Origin of the sequence: Paractinoplanes bogorensis (assembly GCF_018829635.1) — a bacterium.
In the GTDB taxonomy this organism is placed as follows: domain Bacteria; phylum Actinomycetota; class Actinomycetes; order Mycobacteriales; family Micromonosporaceae; genus Actinoplanes; species Actinoplanes bogorensis.
Genome location: NZ_JAHKKG010000014.1, coordinates 249,801 through 263,451, shown reverse-complemented (window position 1 = coordinate 263,451; position 13,651 = coordinate 249,801). Strand labels below are relative to the sequence as shown.

The following is a 13,651-nucleotide window of genomic DNA, read 5'->3' as shown; positions in this document are numbered from 1 at the left end:
ACCACTCTGGCAGGCACGCGGGGGAGTATGACTAGCGGATGATCTCGTTTCCTCAGTTGTTCGCCCGCACTCAGGGGTTTCGGCTGGGGCGACCCCAGCGGCTCACGGTCGCGCCGGACGGGAAGCGGCTGCTGTTCCTGCGCGGGGGCGGCGAGGATCCCGTACGGCGGCTGTGGGCTCTTGATCTGACGACCGGTGCGGAGCGGCTGCTGGCCGATCCGGGGGCGCCGGCCGGGGAGATGTCGGCGGCCGAGCGGTCGCGGCGGGAACGGGCGCGGGACCGGTCGGCCGGGATCTCGGATTACAGTGCCGATGCTTCCGTACGCCTCGTCGCCTGCACGGCCGGCGAGAAGCTCTCCGTGGTCGACGCGCACACGGGCGGCTCGCGCGAGATCAAGGCGAAGACTCCGCTGGTCGGGGCGACGATCAGCCCGGACGGGACAACCGTCGCCTACGTGCACGGCGGGGAGTTGCGGCTGATCGGGGTCGGCGACGGCGACGACCGGGCGGTGGCGACGCCGGAGGGCCCGGACATCACGTACGGGCTGGCCGAGCACGTTGCCGCCGAGTCGATGGAGCGGCACCGGGGCTTCTGGTGGGCGCCCGACAGCCGGCGGCTGGCGGTCGCGCGGGTCGACGAATCACCCGTCGAGGTCTGGTATCTCAGCGATCCGAGCGATCCGACCGCCTCGCCGACTGCGCACCGCTATCCGCGTGCCGGGACCGCGAACGCGATCGTCGAGCTGTGGATCATCGACGACTCCCGCCGGGTCAAGGTCGACACAGACGCCGAATACCTCGTCGACGTCGTGTGGGACGAGCACGGCCTGATGGCCGTCGTGCAGAACCGGCCGCAGACCCAGCTGCGCGTGCTGGCCGTCGATCCGGCCACCGGGCAGACATCGGTGCTGGCCGAGGCCACCGATCCGAGTTGGACGACGATTGTGCCCGGCTTTCCCCGGCGTACGGGGGAAGGCTCGTTGATCTGGACTCTCGACGACGGCGACACGCGGCGGCTGACCGTCGACGGCACGCCGGTCACACCACCCGGGTTGCAGATCGCCGGGTTGAGCGCGGTCGACGGCGACACCGTGATCTTCACCGGCTCCCGTGAACCCACCGAACTCCACGTCTGGTCGTGGTCGGCGGCCGGCGGACTGCGCGCGCTCACCACCGAACCCGGCCGGCACGAGGGCTTCCGCGCGGGCGGCACCACGGTGATCGGCTCGGCGACGCTCGACCGGCAGACCGTCACGTGGGCCGGCGGCACGGTCCGCGACGTCGCCGTGAACTCGCCCGTCGTACCCAAGGTCAGCCTGCTCAGCGCGGGACCCCGGGAGCTGCGGACGGCGGTGCTCTTCCCGGCGATGTGGCAGCGCGGCGAGCGGCTGCCGGTGCTGATGGACCCGTACGGCGGTCCGGCCGCCCAGCGCGCGATGGCCGACCGGCGGCTCTTCTACGTGTCGCAGTGGTTCGCCGACCAGGGGTTCGCGGTGATCGTCGCGGACGGGCGCGGCACCCCCGGGCGCGGTCCGCTCTGGGAGCGCGAGGCCAAGGGCCGCTCGGCCGCCAAGCTGCTCGACGACCAGATCGAGGCCCTCGAGACGGTGGCCGCGCGCTATCCCGAGCTCGACCTCGACCGGGTCGGCATCCGCGGCTGGTCGGCCGGGGGCTACCTGGCCGCGCTGGCCGTGCTGCGCCGGCCCGACGTGTTCCACGCCGCCGTGGCCGGTGCTCCGGTGACCGACCTGCGGCTCTACGACACGCACTGGCAGGAGCGGTTCCTCGGGCATCCGGACGAGGACCCTTCCCCGTACGACGAAGCCTCCCTGATCGCCGACGCCCCCAACCTGCGGCGCCCGCTCATGCTGATCCACGGCCTGTCCGACGACAACGTCTACCCGGTGCACACCATGCGCCTGTCGGCGGCGCTGCTCGCGGCGGGCAAACCGCACACCGTGCTGCCGCTGCCCGGCGCGAGCCACATGCAGCCCGATACCGACCTGCTCACGCCCCAACTGCAGTTCCTGCGCGAGTCGTTAGGCGGCCGTCGCTGAGCTCGAGGATGCGGTCGACCCGGTCGAGGCCCTCGGGACGGTGGGTCAGCAGCAGCACGGTCCGCCCGTCGGCCGCGTCGAGCAGGTCGGCCATCAGAGCCTCGGCCACGTCGGCGTCCAGGCCCTCGGTCGGCTCGTCCAGAATCAGCACCGCCGGATCGGCCAGCAACGCCCGCGCCACCGCGAACCGCCGCGCCTGACCACCCGACATCGTCGTGCCACCACTGCCCAGCCAGGTGTCCAGACCATCGGACAAAGAGCCGAACCAGGTTCCCAGCCGTACGCGGATGAGCGCGGCCCGCAACTCGGCATCGCTCGCGTCCGGACGGGCGAGCCTCAGGTTCTCGCGCACCGTGGACGCGAAGACGTGCCCGGTGTCGTCGCCGACCAGCACGACCCGGCCGGCCCCCTGGTGGGCCGTCGTGCCCGCACGCGGGTCGAGGAGCCGGGCCACGACCGCGGCCAGCGTCGACTTGCCCGAACCGGAGCGACCGGTGACGGCGACCCGTTCCCCGTACGCGAGTTCGAGGTCGAGGTTCCTCAGGGCGGGTTCGCCGTACGGGTCCCATCCCGCGCTGATCCCCTTCAGCTGGATGGCGTCGCGGTTTCGCATGTCGTCCTCCTCCTCGTGCCGTGTTGCGCCGAGCGGTTTCTTGGTGAGGGCGGCCAGGCGCGTCTCGGCGCCGGCCGCCTGTTGCCGGGCGATCGCCGCGTCGGGCAGCGTGAGGACCGTCTCGCCCAGCACGACGGTCGCCAGCAGCAGGACGGCGGCCCACTCCGAGTTGGTGGCGATCTGGCTGCCGACCGCGACCACGGCGACGCCGCAGCCGAGGTGCGCCAGCGCGGTGGCCCGGCCGGCGGTGTGGGCGGCTTTCGCTTCGAGGCGGGCCAGGGCCTGGCTGCGCCGTTCCGGTACGCCGTTCCCCGCCCCCAGATCCTCGAGCCCGTCGACCGTCTCGACCATGGCGTCGTTGAGGCGGGCGCGGGCCAGCCCGGTCGCGGCGTCGTCGCGGCGAGCCTGGCGGGCGGCCAGCATCGGAGCCAGCACAGTGGCGATCAGGACTCCGACGGCCGCAGCCGGGGCCTTGGCCACGGCGACCGTGCCGGCCACGGCGACGACGACCGCCGCGACGAGCGCCGGAAGCCGTCCCCGCAACAGCCCGTCCACCCGGGCGTCGACGTCGCTGACCACGTTGGAGAGCAGATCGCCACGTCTTTGCAGCCCGGGCCCCGGCACGCGCGGCACCAGATCGGCGAAGACCCGGGCCCGCCACGCTCCGAGCCGCGCGAAGGCCACCTCGTGCGCGACGAGCCGTTCGACGTACTTGAGCAGAGGCCGGGCGACCGCACTACCCCGGACCAGCACGACGGCGGTCGACAGCGACAACACCGGCGGCATGGTCGAGGCCCGGACCAACAGCCAGGCGGCCGCCCCGGTCAGCACGATCCCGGCCAGCGCAGACCCACTGCCGAGCGCGACCGCAGTGGCCGGCCGACGCCAGAACGACGGCTTTCGCTGCGGGGCCCCCGGTTCGGGTGTGTGCGGCGGGGCCCCGGGTTCGGGCGCGTCGGCGGGGACGTCAGCAGCCGGTAGGTCCGGGTGGCACGTGTCGGCGACGGCGGGCGGGGTGATCGCGGCGACCCGGTCGGCCGCGGCGAGCAGGGCCGGACGGTGAGCGACGACGAGGATCGCGCATCCGGCTCGGGCGGCGGCTCGCAGGCGCTCGATGACCAGGGCTTCGGTCTCGGCGTCGAGGTGGGCGGTCGGCTCGTCGAGAAGCAGCGTTCTTCCGGCATCGCGCGGCCAGGGCCCTCCCCCCGAGAGGAATTCTATCGATGATCCGGACGCCGGTGTGACCCCTGTGGACAAGCCATCGAGGGCTGTGGACAACTCACGCGGCCGCAGTTCGGCTCCGGTAGCGTCGGCCGCACTGCGACCCCGGGTGGGTGGGCCGGCTGGGAGTAGTAACGCGGGGGCGAGGATTCGGCTGAACAGGGCGGCCAGGGCGAGCCGGTGGCGTTGGCCGGCCGAGACTCCAGAGCCGCGCTCGCCGAGCGGGGTTTCGGGGGTGACTTCGCCGGTCAGGCCGACGGTGTGCAGGGCCTCGGTGATGTCGGAGGTGGTCAGGCCGGGGAACAGGTCGGCGACGCTCCGGGCGTGGGGGAGCGCGGGGCGCTGGGGGAGATAGAGCGGGTTCTCGGCGTTCGCGAAGCCGGCAGTGGGCTCGTGGAGGCCGGCCAGGACGCGCAGGGCGGTCGTCTTGCCGGCGCCGGACGGGCCGCTCAGGGCGACGATCTCGCCGGGGCGGACGACGAGTTCGTCCAACTCGAGGGCGTCGACATTCGCGCCGGGATAGCGGGCCCGAAGGCCCAGGGCGACGACTCCGGTCCGGCCGTCCGGCGACGCGGGAGTGATGGCGGCGGGCGACGTGGGAGGGATGGTCGCGGGCGGCGCTGGAGTGATAGCGGCGGGCGGCGCTGGACGGATGGTCGCGGGCGGCGCGGTGAGGATCTCGTCGACGTCGGTGATGACTGCGGTGGCGTCGGTTGAGGCGTGGTAACGCGCGGCCATCTCGCGCAGCGGGCGGTAGGCCTCGGGGGCCAGCAGGATCACCAGCAGGGCCGGGCCCAGCGACAGGTTGCCCGCGGCCACACGCAGGCCGGCCTCGACCGCGATCAGGCCGACCGACAGGGTGCCGACCAGGTCGAGCGCGGTCGACGAGAGGAAGGCGACCCGCAGCACCCGCATGGTGGCCGAGCGGTGCTGGTCGGTCAGGGTGGCGACCACCTCGGTCTGGCGTTCGGCCCGGCCGAAGACGCGCAGGGTGGCCAGGCCGCGGACCACGTCGAGGAAGTGGCCGGCCAGGCGGGCGTCGGCCTGCCAGCGTTGTTCGGCCCGGGCCGCGGTGGCCCAGCCGATCAGGGCGCCCAGCACGGGAATCAGCGGCAGGGTGACCAGCGCGACGAGCGCCGAGGCGGGGTCGACCAGGGCCATCGCGACGATGACGAGCGGGGGCAGGGCGACGCCCAGCACGAGCGCGGGCAGGTAGCCGCTGAACCACGGCTTCAGGGCGTCGAGGCCGCTGGTCAGCACCGTGGTCAGCCGGCCCGCGCCGAACGCGGCGACCCAGGCCGGACCGCGCTGGGGGAGGGCGCGCAGCATGGCGCGGCGCAGCTCGTCGGTGACCCGGGCCGCCGTGCGGCGGGCCACCACCTGTTCGGCCCACGAGAGCAGCGCGCGGGCCCCGTACGCGCCCGCGAGCAGGACGATCGCCCGGCCGCGGGCGTCGGGGTAGGCGATCAGCAGGGTCAGTGCGGCCGCCAGGAGCAGGGTGGCCGCGGCCTGGCCGGCGCCGATCAGGGCCAGCGCGGCGATGCCGCCCCGGCTGGTGCGGGCGTGCCGCACCAGCCGGGGGTCCAGCGGTCCGCGGGGCGGCGCGGACCGCCGGCGTTCCGGGGCTGGCGAACCCGCGGAACCAGGCTCGGCGGTCGGCAAGCGGTCCGACTGCCGATCCTCCGGGGTGGAGAGACCCGCGGAGGCGAGAGGGCCGGCCGGAGAGGCCGGAGGGGTGGAGAGACCCGCGGAGGCGAGAGGGCCGGCCGGAGAGGCCGGAGGGGTGGAGAGACCCGCGGAGGCGAGAGGGCCGGCCGGAGAGGCCGGAGGGGTGGAGAGACCCGCGAAGGCGAGAGGGCCGGCCGGAGAGTCCGCAGGGGTGGAGAGACCAGTGGAGGTCATGAGGGGACCCGCTCGCTGGCCACGCGGCGGCGGAAGACCCAGTAGGAGAACGCCTGGTAGGCCAGCACCCCGGGCAGGATCAGCACGCCGGCCCAGGTGATCAGTTCGAGGGCCTGCGGGGTGGCGGCGGCCGAGGCGCGGGTCAGCGACCACGCCGGGTCGAGGGTGCTGGGCAGGACGACCGAGCCGTGGACGGTGAAGACGGCGACCACGGCCCCGGCGACGCCGAGCGCCGTCGTGGCGAAGGCCAGGGCCTCGCGTCCGGTGCGGGCCAGCAGACCGGCGGCGAAGCTCAGCACCGCGGCGGCCAGCACCAGCGGTGAGCCGGTGGCGATCCCGGCCACGACCAGGACGATCGCGCCACCGGTGCCCAGCCATCGGGCGAGCGAGCGGGCCCGCTTACGCAGCGGGCCGCTGGTGCGCAGCGCGAGGAAGGTCGACCCGAGGAGCAGGGCGGCGTACAGGGCGGCGAGCGCGCCGAGGCCCGCTTGCCAGGTGAGCAGGGGCCCGGCCGTACGGGAAAAGCCGTTGCCTCTGACCTGCCCGCCCGCGTCGAGAGCCAGACCGCGGGTGAAGACGGCCAACAGCGCGCCCCAGACGAGGACGATGCCGAGCGAGCTCGCGGCCAGGGCCAGGTCGGCGCGGCGGCGGTATCGGGGGCCGTCGCCCTTGCCGCGGAACTCCAGGGCCACGCCGCGCACGGCCAGCAGGAGCAGCAGCACGACCATGGGCAGGTAGAGCCCCGAGAGCAGGGCGCTGTACCAGGCCGGGAACGCTGCGAACGTCACGCCGATCGCGGCGACCAGCCAGACCTCGTTGCCGTCCCAGAACGGGCCGATGGTGCGGACGGCGGCTCCCCGCTCGTGGTCGTCGCGGCCGAGCACCGGACCGAGCAGGCCGACGCCGAAGTCGAAGCCCTCGAGCACGAAGAACAGCACCCAGGCGAGCACGACGACCGAGAACCAGAAGGTGATCACGGCAAAGCTCCTCAGTAGACGGGTGCGAGGTCCGATTTATCCGATTCAAGGTGAGCTCCGGCAAGCGGCTGACGGGCCAGATGCCGTACGAGCCGCAGCCAGACGACCGCGATGACGCCGTAGACGACCGTGAAGCCGGCCAGCGAGACGATCACTTCCGACGAGGTCAGCCCGGGGGAGATGCCGTCGGCGGTCTTCGAGATGCCGAACGCGATCCACGGCTGCCGCGCGGTCTCGGTGAAGATCCAGCCGAAGGTGTTGGCCGCGGTCGGCAGCAACGGGATGAGCGGCAGCCACCGGGTCAGCCAGCGCGGCGCCGTGCGGCCGCGACGCGTGCGCCACAGATAGAACGCCGCCACCACCATGGCGAGCATTCCCACGCCGATCATCAGGCGGAACGTCCAGAACGCGACCGGGATCATCGGCACGTACGAGCCCGGGCCGTACGCCGCCGCGTACTGGGCCTGCAGGTCGTCGATGCCCTGTACGGTGGCGTTCGGGTCGCCCTTGGCCAGGATCGAGAGCAGCCACGGGACCTCCAGCGCATACCCGGGGACCGCGAACAGAGCGAACGGTGCCCCCGAAGTCGTGTGGTAGAGCGCCTCGGCCGCGGCCATCTTCATCGGCTGCACCTCGGTGATGACCTTGCCCAGGTGGTCGCCGGTGAGCGCGGTGAGACCCCCGCCGATCACCGTCATCCAGGCGCCGAGCCGGGCCAGGATTCCGTACGCGGGATCGGCCGCGAGCCGCCACACGCCGAGAGCCAGCAGCAGCGCGCCGCCGACCATGATCGCCCCCGACATGGTGTGCGGGAACGCGGCCAGGTTGACCTTGTTGAGCATCAGCTCGGTGAACGAGGTGAGCCGGGCCCGGCCGGTGACCGGGTCGAGGGCGTACGCGACCGGATTCTGCATGAAGCTGTTGGCGGCCAGGATGATGAACGCCGACAGCAGCGTGCCCACGGCGACGATGACGATGCAGGCGGTGTGCACCATCCGGGGCAGGCGATCCCAGCCGAAGTACCAGAGCGCGAGGAACGTCGCCTCGAGGAAGAACGCGAGCATGCCCTCGATGGCCAGCGTGGGCCCGAAGACGTCGCCGTAGAAGTTGGCGAACGCGCTCCACCCGAGCCCGAACTGGAACTCCTGCACCAGCCCGGTCACCACACCGACGGCGAACGTGACGATCAGCAGCTTGCCGACGAACTTCGTCAGGTGCAGGTAGTGCTCCTTGCGCGTACGCAGCCAGGCGATCTGCAGGCCGGCGGCGGCCGCGGCCAGGCTGATCGACAGCGGCACGAAGAAGTAGTGATAGATCGTCACCACCGCGAACTGGAGCCGGGTCAGGTCCAGCACGTCCATGGGGTCCCCCTCTACGACGTCTCGTAGTAGATACTACGACTCGTAGTACGACGGCATGCAGTAGACTCCGTCACATGGCTCTCGGAGACCTCGAACGCGAGGTCATGACGCAGTTGTGGGATGCCGGGGAGCCGCTCACCGTGCGGCAGGTGCACGAGCGCCTGAGCCGTCAGCGCGACCTGGCCTACACGACGGTGATGACGGTGCTCGACCGCCTCGCCAAGAAGGGCGTGGTTCAACAGCAGAAGGCCGACCGCGCTTACAAGTACGCCCCAACGCAGTCCCGCGAAGAGATGACGGCCTCGGTGATGCTCGACGCCCTCACCGCGAGCGACGACCAGGACGCCGCCCTCGCCTACTTCGTCGGGCAGCTCCCGCCCGAGGCGCTGGCCGCCGCGATCGAAGCGGTGCAGAAGAAAAGGTGACCGCCCTCCTGCTGGGCGCGCTCGGGCTGACGTTGTCGCTCGTCGTGCCCGGCATCCTGGCCAACGCCCACTGGCCCGACCGGGCGCCGGCCGCCGCGGTGGCGCTCTGGCAGTCGATCACCCTCACCGGCGTGCTGGCCGCGATCGGGGTCGTCCTCGTCGCGCCCTATGAACTGACCCGCGCCGCCGGTTCCGGCAAACCGGTCGCGTCGGCCGCCCTGATCGGCGCCCTGGCGGTGGCCGCTCTGATCATTCTGCGACTGCTGATTTCCCTGTACGGGGTCACCCGCCGCTCGCGCGCCCGCCGCGCCCGCCATCGCCTGCTGGTCGACCTGCTCGACCGGGCCGAACAGCACCGCGAACTCGGCCCGGACCACCTGCGCGTGCTCGACGGCGCTCTGCCGCTGGCCTACTGCGTGCCCGGCCGGGAACCCCGGGTCGTGCTCAGCCACGGCGTGCTGCAGGTGCTCGACCGGGCCCAGATCGACGCCGTGCTCGCCCACGAGCAGACCCACCTGCGGCACCGGCACGAGGTGGTGATGGAGTCGTTCACCGCCTTCTATCGGGCCGTCCCCGGTCCGCTGCGCAGCCGCAAGCCGCTCGAGGCGGTGCATCTGCTGCTCGAGATGATCGCGGACGACGCCGCCCGCCGCCGGGCCGGAGCCGGACCGCTGCGGGCCGCGCTGGAACGTCTGACCGACGCGATCCCCCTGGCGGAGGACGTCAAGCCAGACCCGGCGGGTGAAGCGCGCCGCCGACGGCTCGAACGGCTGGCCGCGTCGCACACCCGGTCCGTCGCCCTCAGCACGGTCGCCGCCGCCGGTGCGGTCGGCCTGCTGGTATTACCCACCGTGATTCTGGTGCTGCCCTGGCTCGACCGGGCGCTGGATGCCTGGCCACTCTAGTTACTCTGTGTGTCTTTCCCGCAGCGCAAAGTTCACGCCCGTGGCGGCTTCAAAACGTCAGATCACCGGGAGTACCGTGTCCCACGGCCCGGCAGCCCCCCATCGTCCATTCGGCCGATCTGACGGACCACCGCCTAATCGCCCTTGCTCAGGGCGAACCGGGGACCCACCGCAGTTGGGGTGAAGCCGCTTCACGCGGCCGGGCGCGCTTCCCGCTCGAACCCGTCAGCTAACCCGGTCGGCGGCCGAGGGAAGAAAGGACACCCTACGTACGTGCGTCGCGCCGCCGTAGTGCGCAGCCTGGTCTGCGCCGCCGCCGCGGTCGGGATCATCTTCTCCGGACCCGCCGTCGCGCATGCAGCTCCCTCACCGTCCTCGGTCGAGGCCCAGATCGACAAGCAGTGGAACGAGCTCGAGCCGGTCATCGAGCAGTACAACAACGTCCACGGCACGCTGATCAAGAACCAGGCCCAGCAGAAGAAGCTGGCGTCCCAGATCACCCCGCTCCAGGTGCAGGTCGACGCGGCCATGTTGCAGGTGCGGGGGCTCGCCGTCGACGCGTACAAGCAGGGCGCGCCCGACGCCCTCAACGCCATGCTGATCAGCGGCTCGCCGACCGGCCTGACCGACAAGCTGATGTACCTCGATCAGCTCGCCCGGCACCAGAAGGCGCAGATCGCCGACGTCGCCGCCCTGCGCGACAAGCTGGCCGCGACCAAGTCCGACCTCGACATCGTGACCAAGTCGGTCGCCGCCCGCGACAAGGACCTGTCGACCCGCAAGAAGGCGATCGAGACCAAGATCACGTCGCTGCAGAAGCTGCGGATCCAGGCCTACGGATCGTCGAACGCGAACGACGGTCCGTACAAGACCGGGCCCTGTCCCGTCGACTACACCAACGACAAGGGTGGCCGGGCCGCGCAGAAGGCCTGCGACCTGATCGGCTCGCCGTACGTCTTCGGGTCGAACGGCCCGGGCACGTACGACTGCTCGGGTCTGACCCAGGTCGCCTGGGGCAGCGTCGGCGTGAAGCTCGACCACTACACCAAGGACCAGTGGAACGAGGGCGCCCCGGTCTCCAAGGGCGACCTCCAGCCGGGTGACCTGGTCTTCTACTACCCCGGCAGCCTCCATCACGTGGCCATCTACATCGGCGGCGGCATGGTGGTGCACGCCCCGCACACCGGCGACTTCGTGCGGATGGCGACGATCGACCGCGGCCCGATCGCGGGCTATCGCCGGCCGGGCTGACCGGTTGCCGGCTGGGGGAAAGGGCTGCTTCGGCGGCCCTTTCCTCGTTCTTGGCCGGCGCGGGCATAATTCGCTGTCATGAGCGACTCGCCCCTGATCGACAGCCTCACCGCGGCCGTCGAGGCCCGGCCCGACGATCTGACGCTGCGCCTGCACCTCGCCGAACTGCTGGTGGGCGCGGGGCGGGGCGCCGAGGCGATCGGGCACGCCGCTCAGGTCCTCGCCCGCGAGCCGGGCAACGCCGCCGCGCAGACGCTGATGACGTCGGCGCTGGGCGGTCCGGCTCCTTCTCCCTCTCCGGCTTCGGCTCCGGCTCCGGCTTCTTCGGTCGACTGGGCGGCCATGGAGGAAGATCTCGGCGACATCGTGCCGCCCCGCTTCTCGCACGAGGACGAGCCGGTCCGCGGCCATGAGGACCGCACGTTCGACATCGAGACCTCGACGATCACGCTGGCCGACGTCGGCGGTATGCAGGAGGTCAAGAAGCGGCTCGAGATCTCGTTCCTCGGCCCGCTCAAGAACCCCAAGCTGCGGTCGCTGTTCGGCAAGAGCCTGCGCGGCGGCCTGCTGCTCTACGGCCCGCCCGGCTGCGGCAAGACCTTCCTGGCCCGCGCGGTGGCCGGCGAGATGGGTGCCTCGTTCATCTCGCTGTCGATCACCGACGTGCTCAACATGTGGGTCGGCAGCTCCGAGCGCAACCTGCACGACCTGTTCCAGTCGGCCCGCGGGCACGCGCCGTGCGTGCTGTTCCTCGACGAGATCGACGCGCTCGGCCACAAGCGGAGTCAGCTCAACTCGTCGTCCATGCGTACGGTGGTCAATCAGCTCCTGACCGAACTCGACGGGGTCGACGGCAACAACGACGGCGTCTTCGTGCTCGCGGCGACCAACGCGCCCTGGGACATCGACTCGGCGCTGCGCCGCCCCGGCCGGCTCGACCGCACGCTGCTCGTCCTGCCGCCGGACAAGCCGGCCCGGGCCGCGATCCTGCAATATCACCTGAAGGACCGTCCGGTGGCCGGCGTCGACCTCGGCAAGGTGGCCGACGCGACCGACCACTACTCCGGCGCCGACCTGGCCCACGTCTGCGAGACGGCAGCCGAGTTCGCCATGCGCGACTCGATCGCCACCGGCGAGATCCGCATGATCAACCAGGGCGACATGCTGGCCGCCGCCCGTGAGGTCCGGCCCTCGACCGACGGCTGGTTCGCCACGGCCCGCAACGTGGCGATGTTCGCCAACGAGTCCGGGGAGTACGACGATCTGGCCGCCTACTTGAAGAAGCGCAAGATCCGGTGACGGCGGCTCCACCCGGGGCGTACTGGCGGGCGCAGCGGCTGGCCGAGGTCGGGCATTACGAGGAGGCCGAGCGGATCGCCCGCGAGGGCCTGGCCGATTCCCCGTACGACGGCTGGCTGCTCACCCTGCTCGCCTCGGTGCTGCGCCTGCGCCGTGACTACGCGGCGGCGCTGCGCGGGGCCGACGCCGCCGTCGCCGCCGCGCCGCACCTGGCCGACGCCCACCTGGAACGGGCCGAGAACCTGATCGTCCTGGTCCGCTCGCGCGACGCCATCGAGGCCGCGTCCGAGGCCGTGCGGCTCGATCCGCAGGTCGCCTCCGGCCACTTCGTGCTGGCCCGGGCCCTGGCCGCCGCCCGCGAGTTCGACCGCGCCCGGGCCGCCGCCGCGCACGGCCGCACGCTGGCCCCGCGCTCGGTCGAGGGACTGCTCACGGTGGCCGACGTCGAGCGCGATGCCGGCCACCGCGAACCGGCCCTGCTCGCGGCCCGCGCGGCGCTGGCGATCGATCCCGACAACGCGTACGGCCGCTGGTTGATCGCCATGCTCGACGCCGAGAAACTGCGGGTCCGCCGCTCGATGCGCGCGCTGCGCGAGGTGGCCCGCGACAATCCCGCGCGCGCCGACGTCGTCTCGATGACCTGGCCGATCCGCGGCGTGCTGAGCGGCCTGCGCCGCGGCCTGGCGGCCAGTGCCGCCCTGGTCTGCGTGCTGCTGCTGGTGGCCCTGTGGTGGTGGTCGCCGGCTCTTTTGTTCGCGCGCATCGTGTCGGCGGTCCTGGCCGCGGTGATGGCCGGTTTCGCCGCGCGGGTGCTGCTGCCGGCCGGTCGGCTGCCGTGGCGCTGCCTCGGCCTGCTGCCTCCACTGATGCGCCGGGCCGACGTGGCCGGGCTGGCCCTGACCGCCCTGGCCGTGACGCTGCTGGCGCTGTTCGCGGCCGTGCCGTGGTGGCCGTTGCCGCTGGTAGCGCTGCTGTTGACGCCGGTGCTGTGGGCGCTGAGCCTCACCGAGCTGCTAGGCGCCGGCCTCGACGACCCGGGAAGCCGACAGGCCCTGAGCGATTGGGTCGACGAGCTACGCGAGTGGTGGCGGACAACAAAGAAGGACTTACGCGAGGCCTGGGACGACAAACCGAAGTGAGCACTCACATCCGGCCGGTCGCGGTGCCGGAGTCGACGGCTCAGCCGCGGTCGTCCTGCCAGGCCAACGCGGCCGGCCACCGATCGTGATCAATCAGTTCTCGCACCGCATCCAATGCCGCGTCGAGCGGGACGGTATCGCTGTTGTGGTATCGATCCACCTGCCCGTTGCTCAGCCGGTAGCCACTTTCCTCGCCCTTCGCGCCGAGGTCGACGGCGTGCCGGCCGGGGTCGTCGGGCTCATCCATGATCATGACCATGGCCCGGTTGCCGTTGGTGACTACAGCCAGCACACGGCCATCGTCGTGTCGGAGCCAGGTCTCCAACTCGCCCGTGGCCGTCCGTTCCCGAAGGCGCGTGATGGCATTGCCACCTGTGAGCTCACTGTTCTCGTGCGCGAAGTGCCAAGCAGACATGGCTCCGGAGGTTATCAATGAACCTTTCCACTCGACGTTGCTGGTAACGGCGGGTGTGGGTAGCCGACCGCAACCGCGGCGTGGAA

10 protein-coding genes and 1 riboswitch are annotated in these 13,651 nt (G+C 72.0%); of the genes, 6 read left to right on the top strand and 4 right to left on the bottom strand.

Annotated elements, in window-relative coordinates:
• Positions 1–38: 38 nt before the first annotated feature.
• On the top strand, positions 39–2,057 hold the full coding sequence (locus KOI35_RS38460) for a S9 family peptidase (protein ID WP_215793983.1): 2,019 nt from the start codon (positions 39–41) through the stop codon (positions 2,055–2,057).
• Here the strand turns inward: KOI35_RS38460 and cydC are convergent.
• The 3 genes from cydC to KOI35_RS38445 form a co-directional block, all read right to left on the bottom strand.
• Positions 2,008–5,463 carry a thiol reductant ABC exporter subunit CydC gene (gene cydC, locus KOI35_RS38455; protein ID WP_308121337.1) on the bottom strand — a complete coding sequence of 1,152 codons (3,456 nt, stop codon included), beginning with the start codon at positions 5,461–5,463 and terminating at the stop codon, positions 2,008–2,010. The two genes, KOI35_RS38460 and cydC, sit on opposite strands and share 50 nt — an antisense overlap.
• 326 nt (positions 5,464–5,789) lie before the next feature.
• The gene (gene cydB, locus KOI35_RS38450; RefSeq protein WP_215793979.1) at positions 5,790–6,770 is read right to left on the bottom strand and encodes a cytochrome d ubiquinol oxidase subunit II; all 981 of its coding nucleotides are present in this window, start codon (positions 6,768–6,770) and stop codon (positions 5,790–5,792) included.
• An 11-nt stretch (positions 6,771–6,781) separates the two neighbouring features.
• Entirely contained in the window at positions 6,782–8,131 is a 1,350-nt protein-coding gene (locus KOI35_RS38445) for a cytochrome ubiquinol oxidase subunit I (protein ID WP_215793978.1), read from the bottom strand.
• A gap of 74 nt (positions 8,132–8,205) precedes the next feature.
• Between KOI35_RS38445 and KOI35_RS38440 the strand changes: the two genes are divergently transcribed.
• The 5 genes from KOI35_RS38440 (at position 8,206) to KOI35_RS38420 (ending at position 13,150) form a co-directional block, all read left to right on the top strand.
• Positions 8,206–8,556: a BlaI/MecI/CopY family transcriptional regulator gene (locus KOI35_RS38440; protein ID WP_215793977.1), complete on the top strand. Its 351-nt coding sequence runs from the start codon at positions 8,206–8,208 to the stop codon at positions 8,554–8,556.
• Positions 8,553–9,461: a M56 family metallopeptidase gene (locus KOI35_RS38435; protein ID WP_215793976.1), complete on the top strand. Its 909-nt coding sequence runs from the start codon at positions 8,553–8,555 to the stop codon at positions 9,459–9,461. Before KOI35_RS38440 ends, KOI35_RS38435 begins: the two co-directional genes overlap by 4 nt.
• Before the next feature lie 121 nt (positions 9,462–9,582).
• Positions 9,583–9,720: riboswitch (cyclic di-AMP (ydaO/yuaA leader) on the top strand.
• 14 nt (positions 9,721–9,734) lie between these two features.
• Positions 9,735–10,712 carry a C40 family peptidase gene (locus tag KOI35_RS38430; RefSeq protein WP_215793975.1) on the top strand — a complete coding sequence of 326 codons (978 nt, stop codon included), beginning with the start codon at positions 9,735–9,737 and terminating at the stop codon, positions 10,710–10,712.
• A gap of 78 nt (positions 10,713–10,790) precedes the next feature.
• Positions 10,791–12,011 carry an AAA family ATPase gene (locus tag KOI35_RS38425; RefSeq protein WP_215793974.1) on the top strand — a complete coding sequence of 407 codons (1,221 nt, stop codon included), beginning with the start codon at positions 10,791–10,793 and terminating at the stop codon, positions 12,009–12,011.
• Positions 12,008–13,150: a hypothetical protein gene (locus KOI35_RS38420; RefSeq protein WP_215793973.1), complete on the top strand. Its 1,143-nt coding sequence runs from the start codon at positions 12,008–12,010 to the stop codon at positions 13,148–13,150. Before KOI35_RS38425 ends, KOI35_RS38420 begins: the two co-directional genes overlap by 4 nt.
• Before the next feature lie 40 nt (positions 13,151–13,190).
• Here KOI35_RS38420 and KOI35_RS38415 read toward each other — a convergent pair whose 3' ends face one another.
• The gene (locus KOI35_RS38415) at positions 13,191–13,565 is read right to left on the bottom strand and encodes an Imm1 family immunity protein (RefSeq protein WP_215793972.1); all 375 of its coding nucleotides are present in this window, start codon (positions 13,563–13,565) and stop codon (positions 13,191–13,193) included.
• Between the last annotated feature and the right edge of the window lie 86 nt (positions 13,566–13,651).

What these genes read in the sequence shown, in the direction of transcription:
- KOI35_RS38460 (WP_215793983.1), top strand. Translation starts at nt 39, where the DNA reads ATGATCTCGTTTCCTCAGTTGTTCGCCCGCACTCAGGGGTTTCGGCTG.
- KOI35_RS38425 (WP_215793974.1), top strand. Translation starts at nt 10,791, where the DNA reads ATGAGCGACTCGCCCCTGATCGACAGCCTCACCGCGGCCGTCGAGGCC.
- KOI35_RS38440 (WP_215793977.1), top strand. Translation starts at nt 8,206, where the DNA reads ATGGCTCTCGGAGACCTCGAACGCGAGGTCATGACGCAGTTGTGGGAT.
- KOI35_RS38415 (WP_215793972.1), bottom strand. Translation starts at nt 13,565, where the DNA reads ATGTCTGCTTGGCACTTCGCGCACGAGAACAGTGAGCTCACAGGTGGC.
- KOI35_RS38445 (WP_215793978.1), bottom strand. Translation starts at nt 8,131, where the DNA reads ATGGACGTGCTGGACCTGACCCGGCTCCAGTTCGCGGTGGTGACGATC.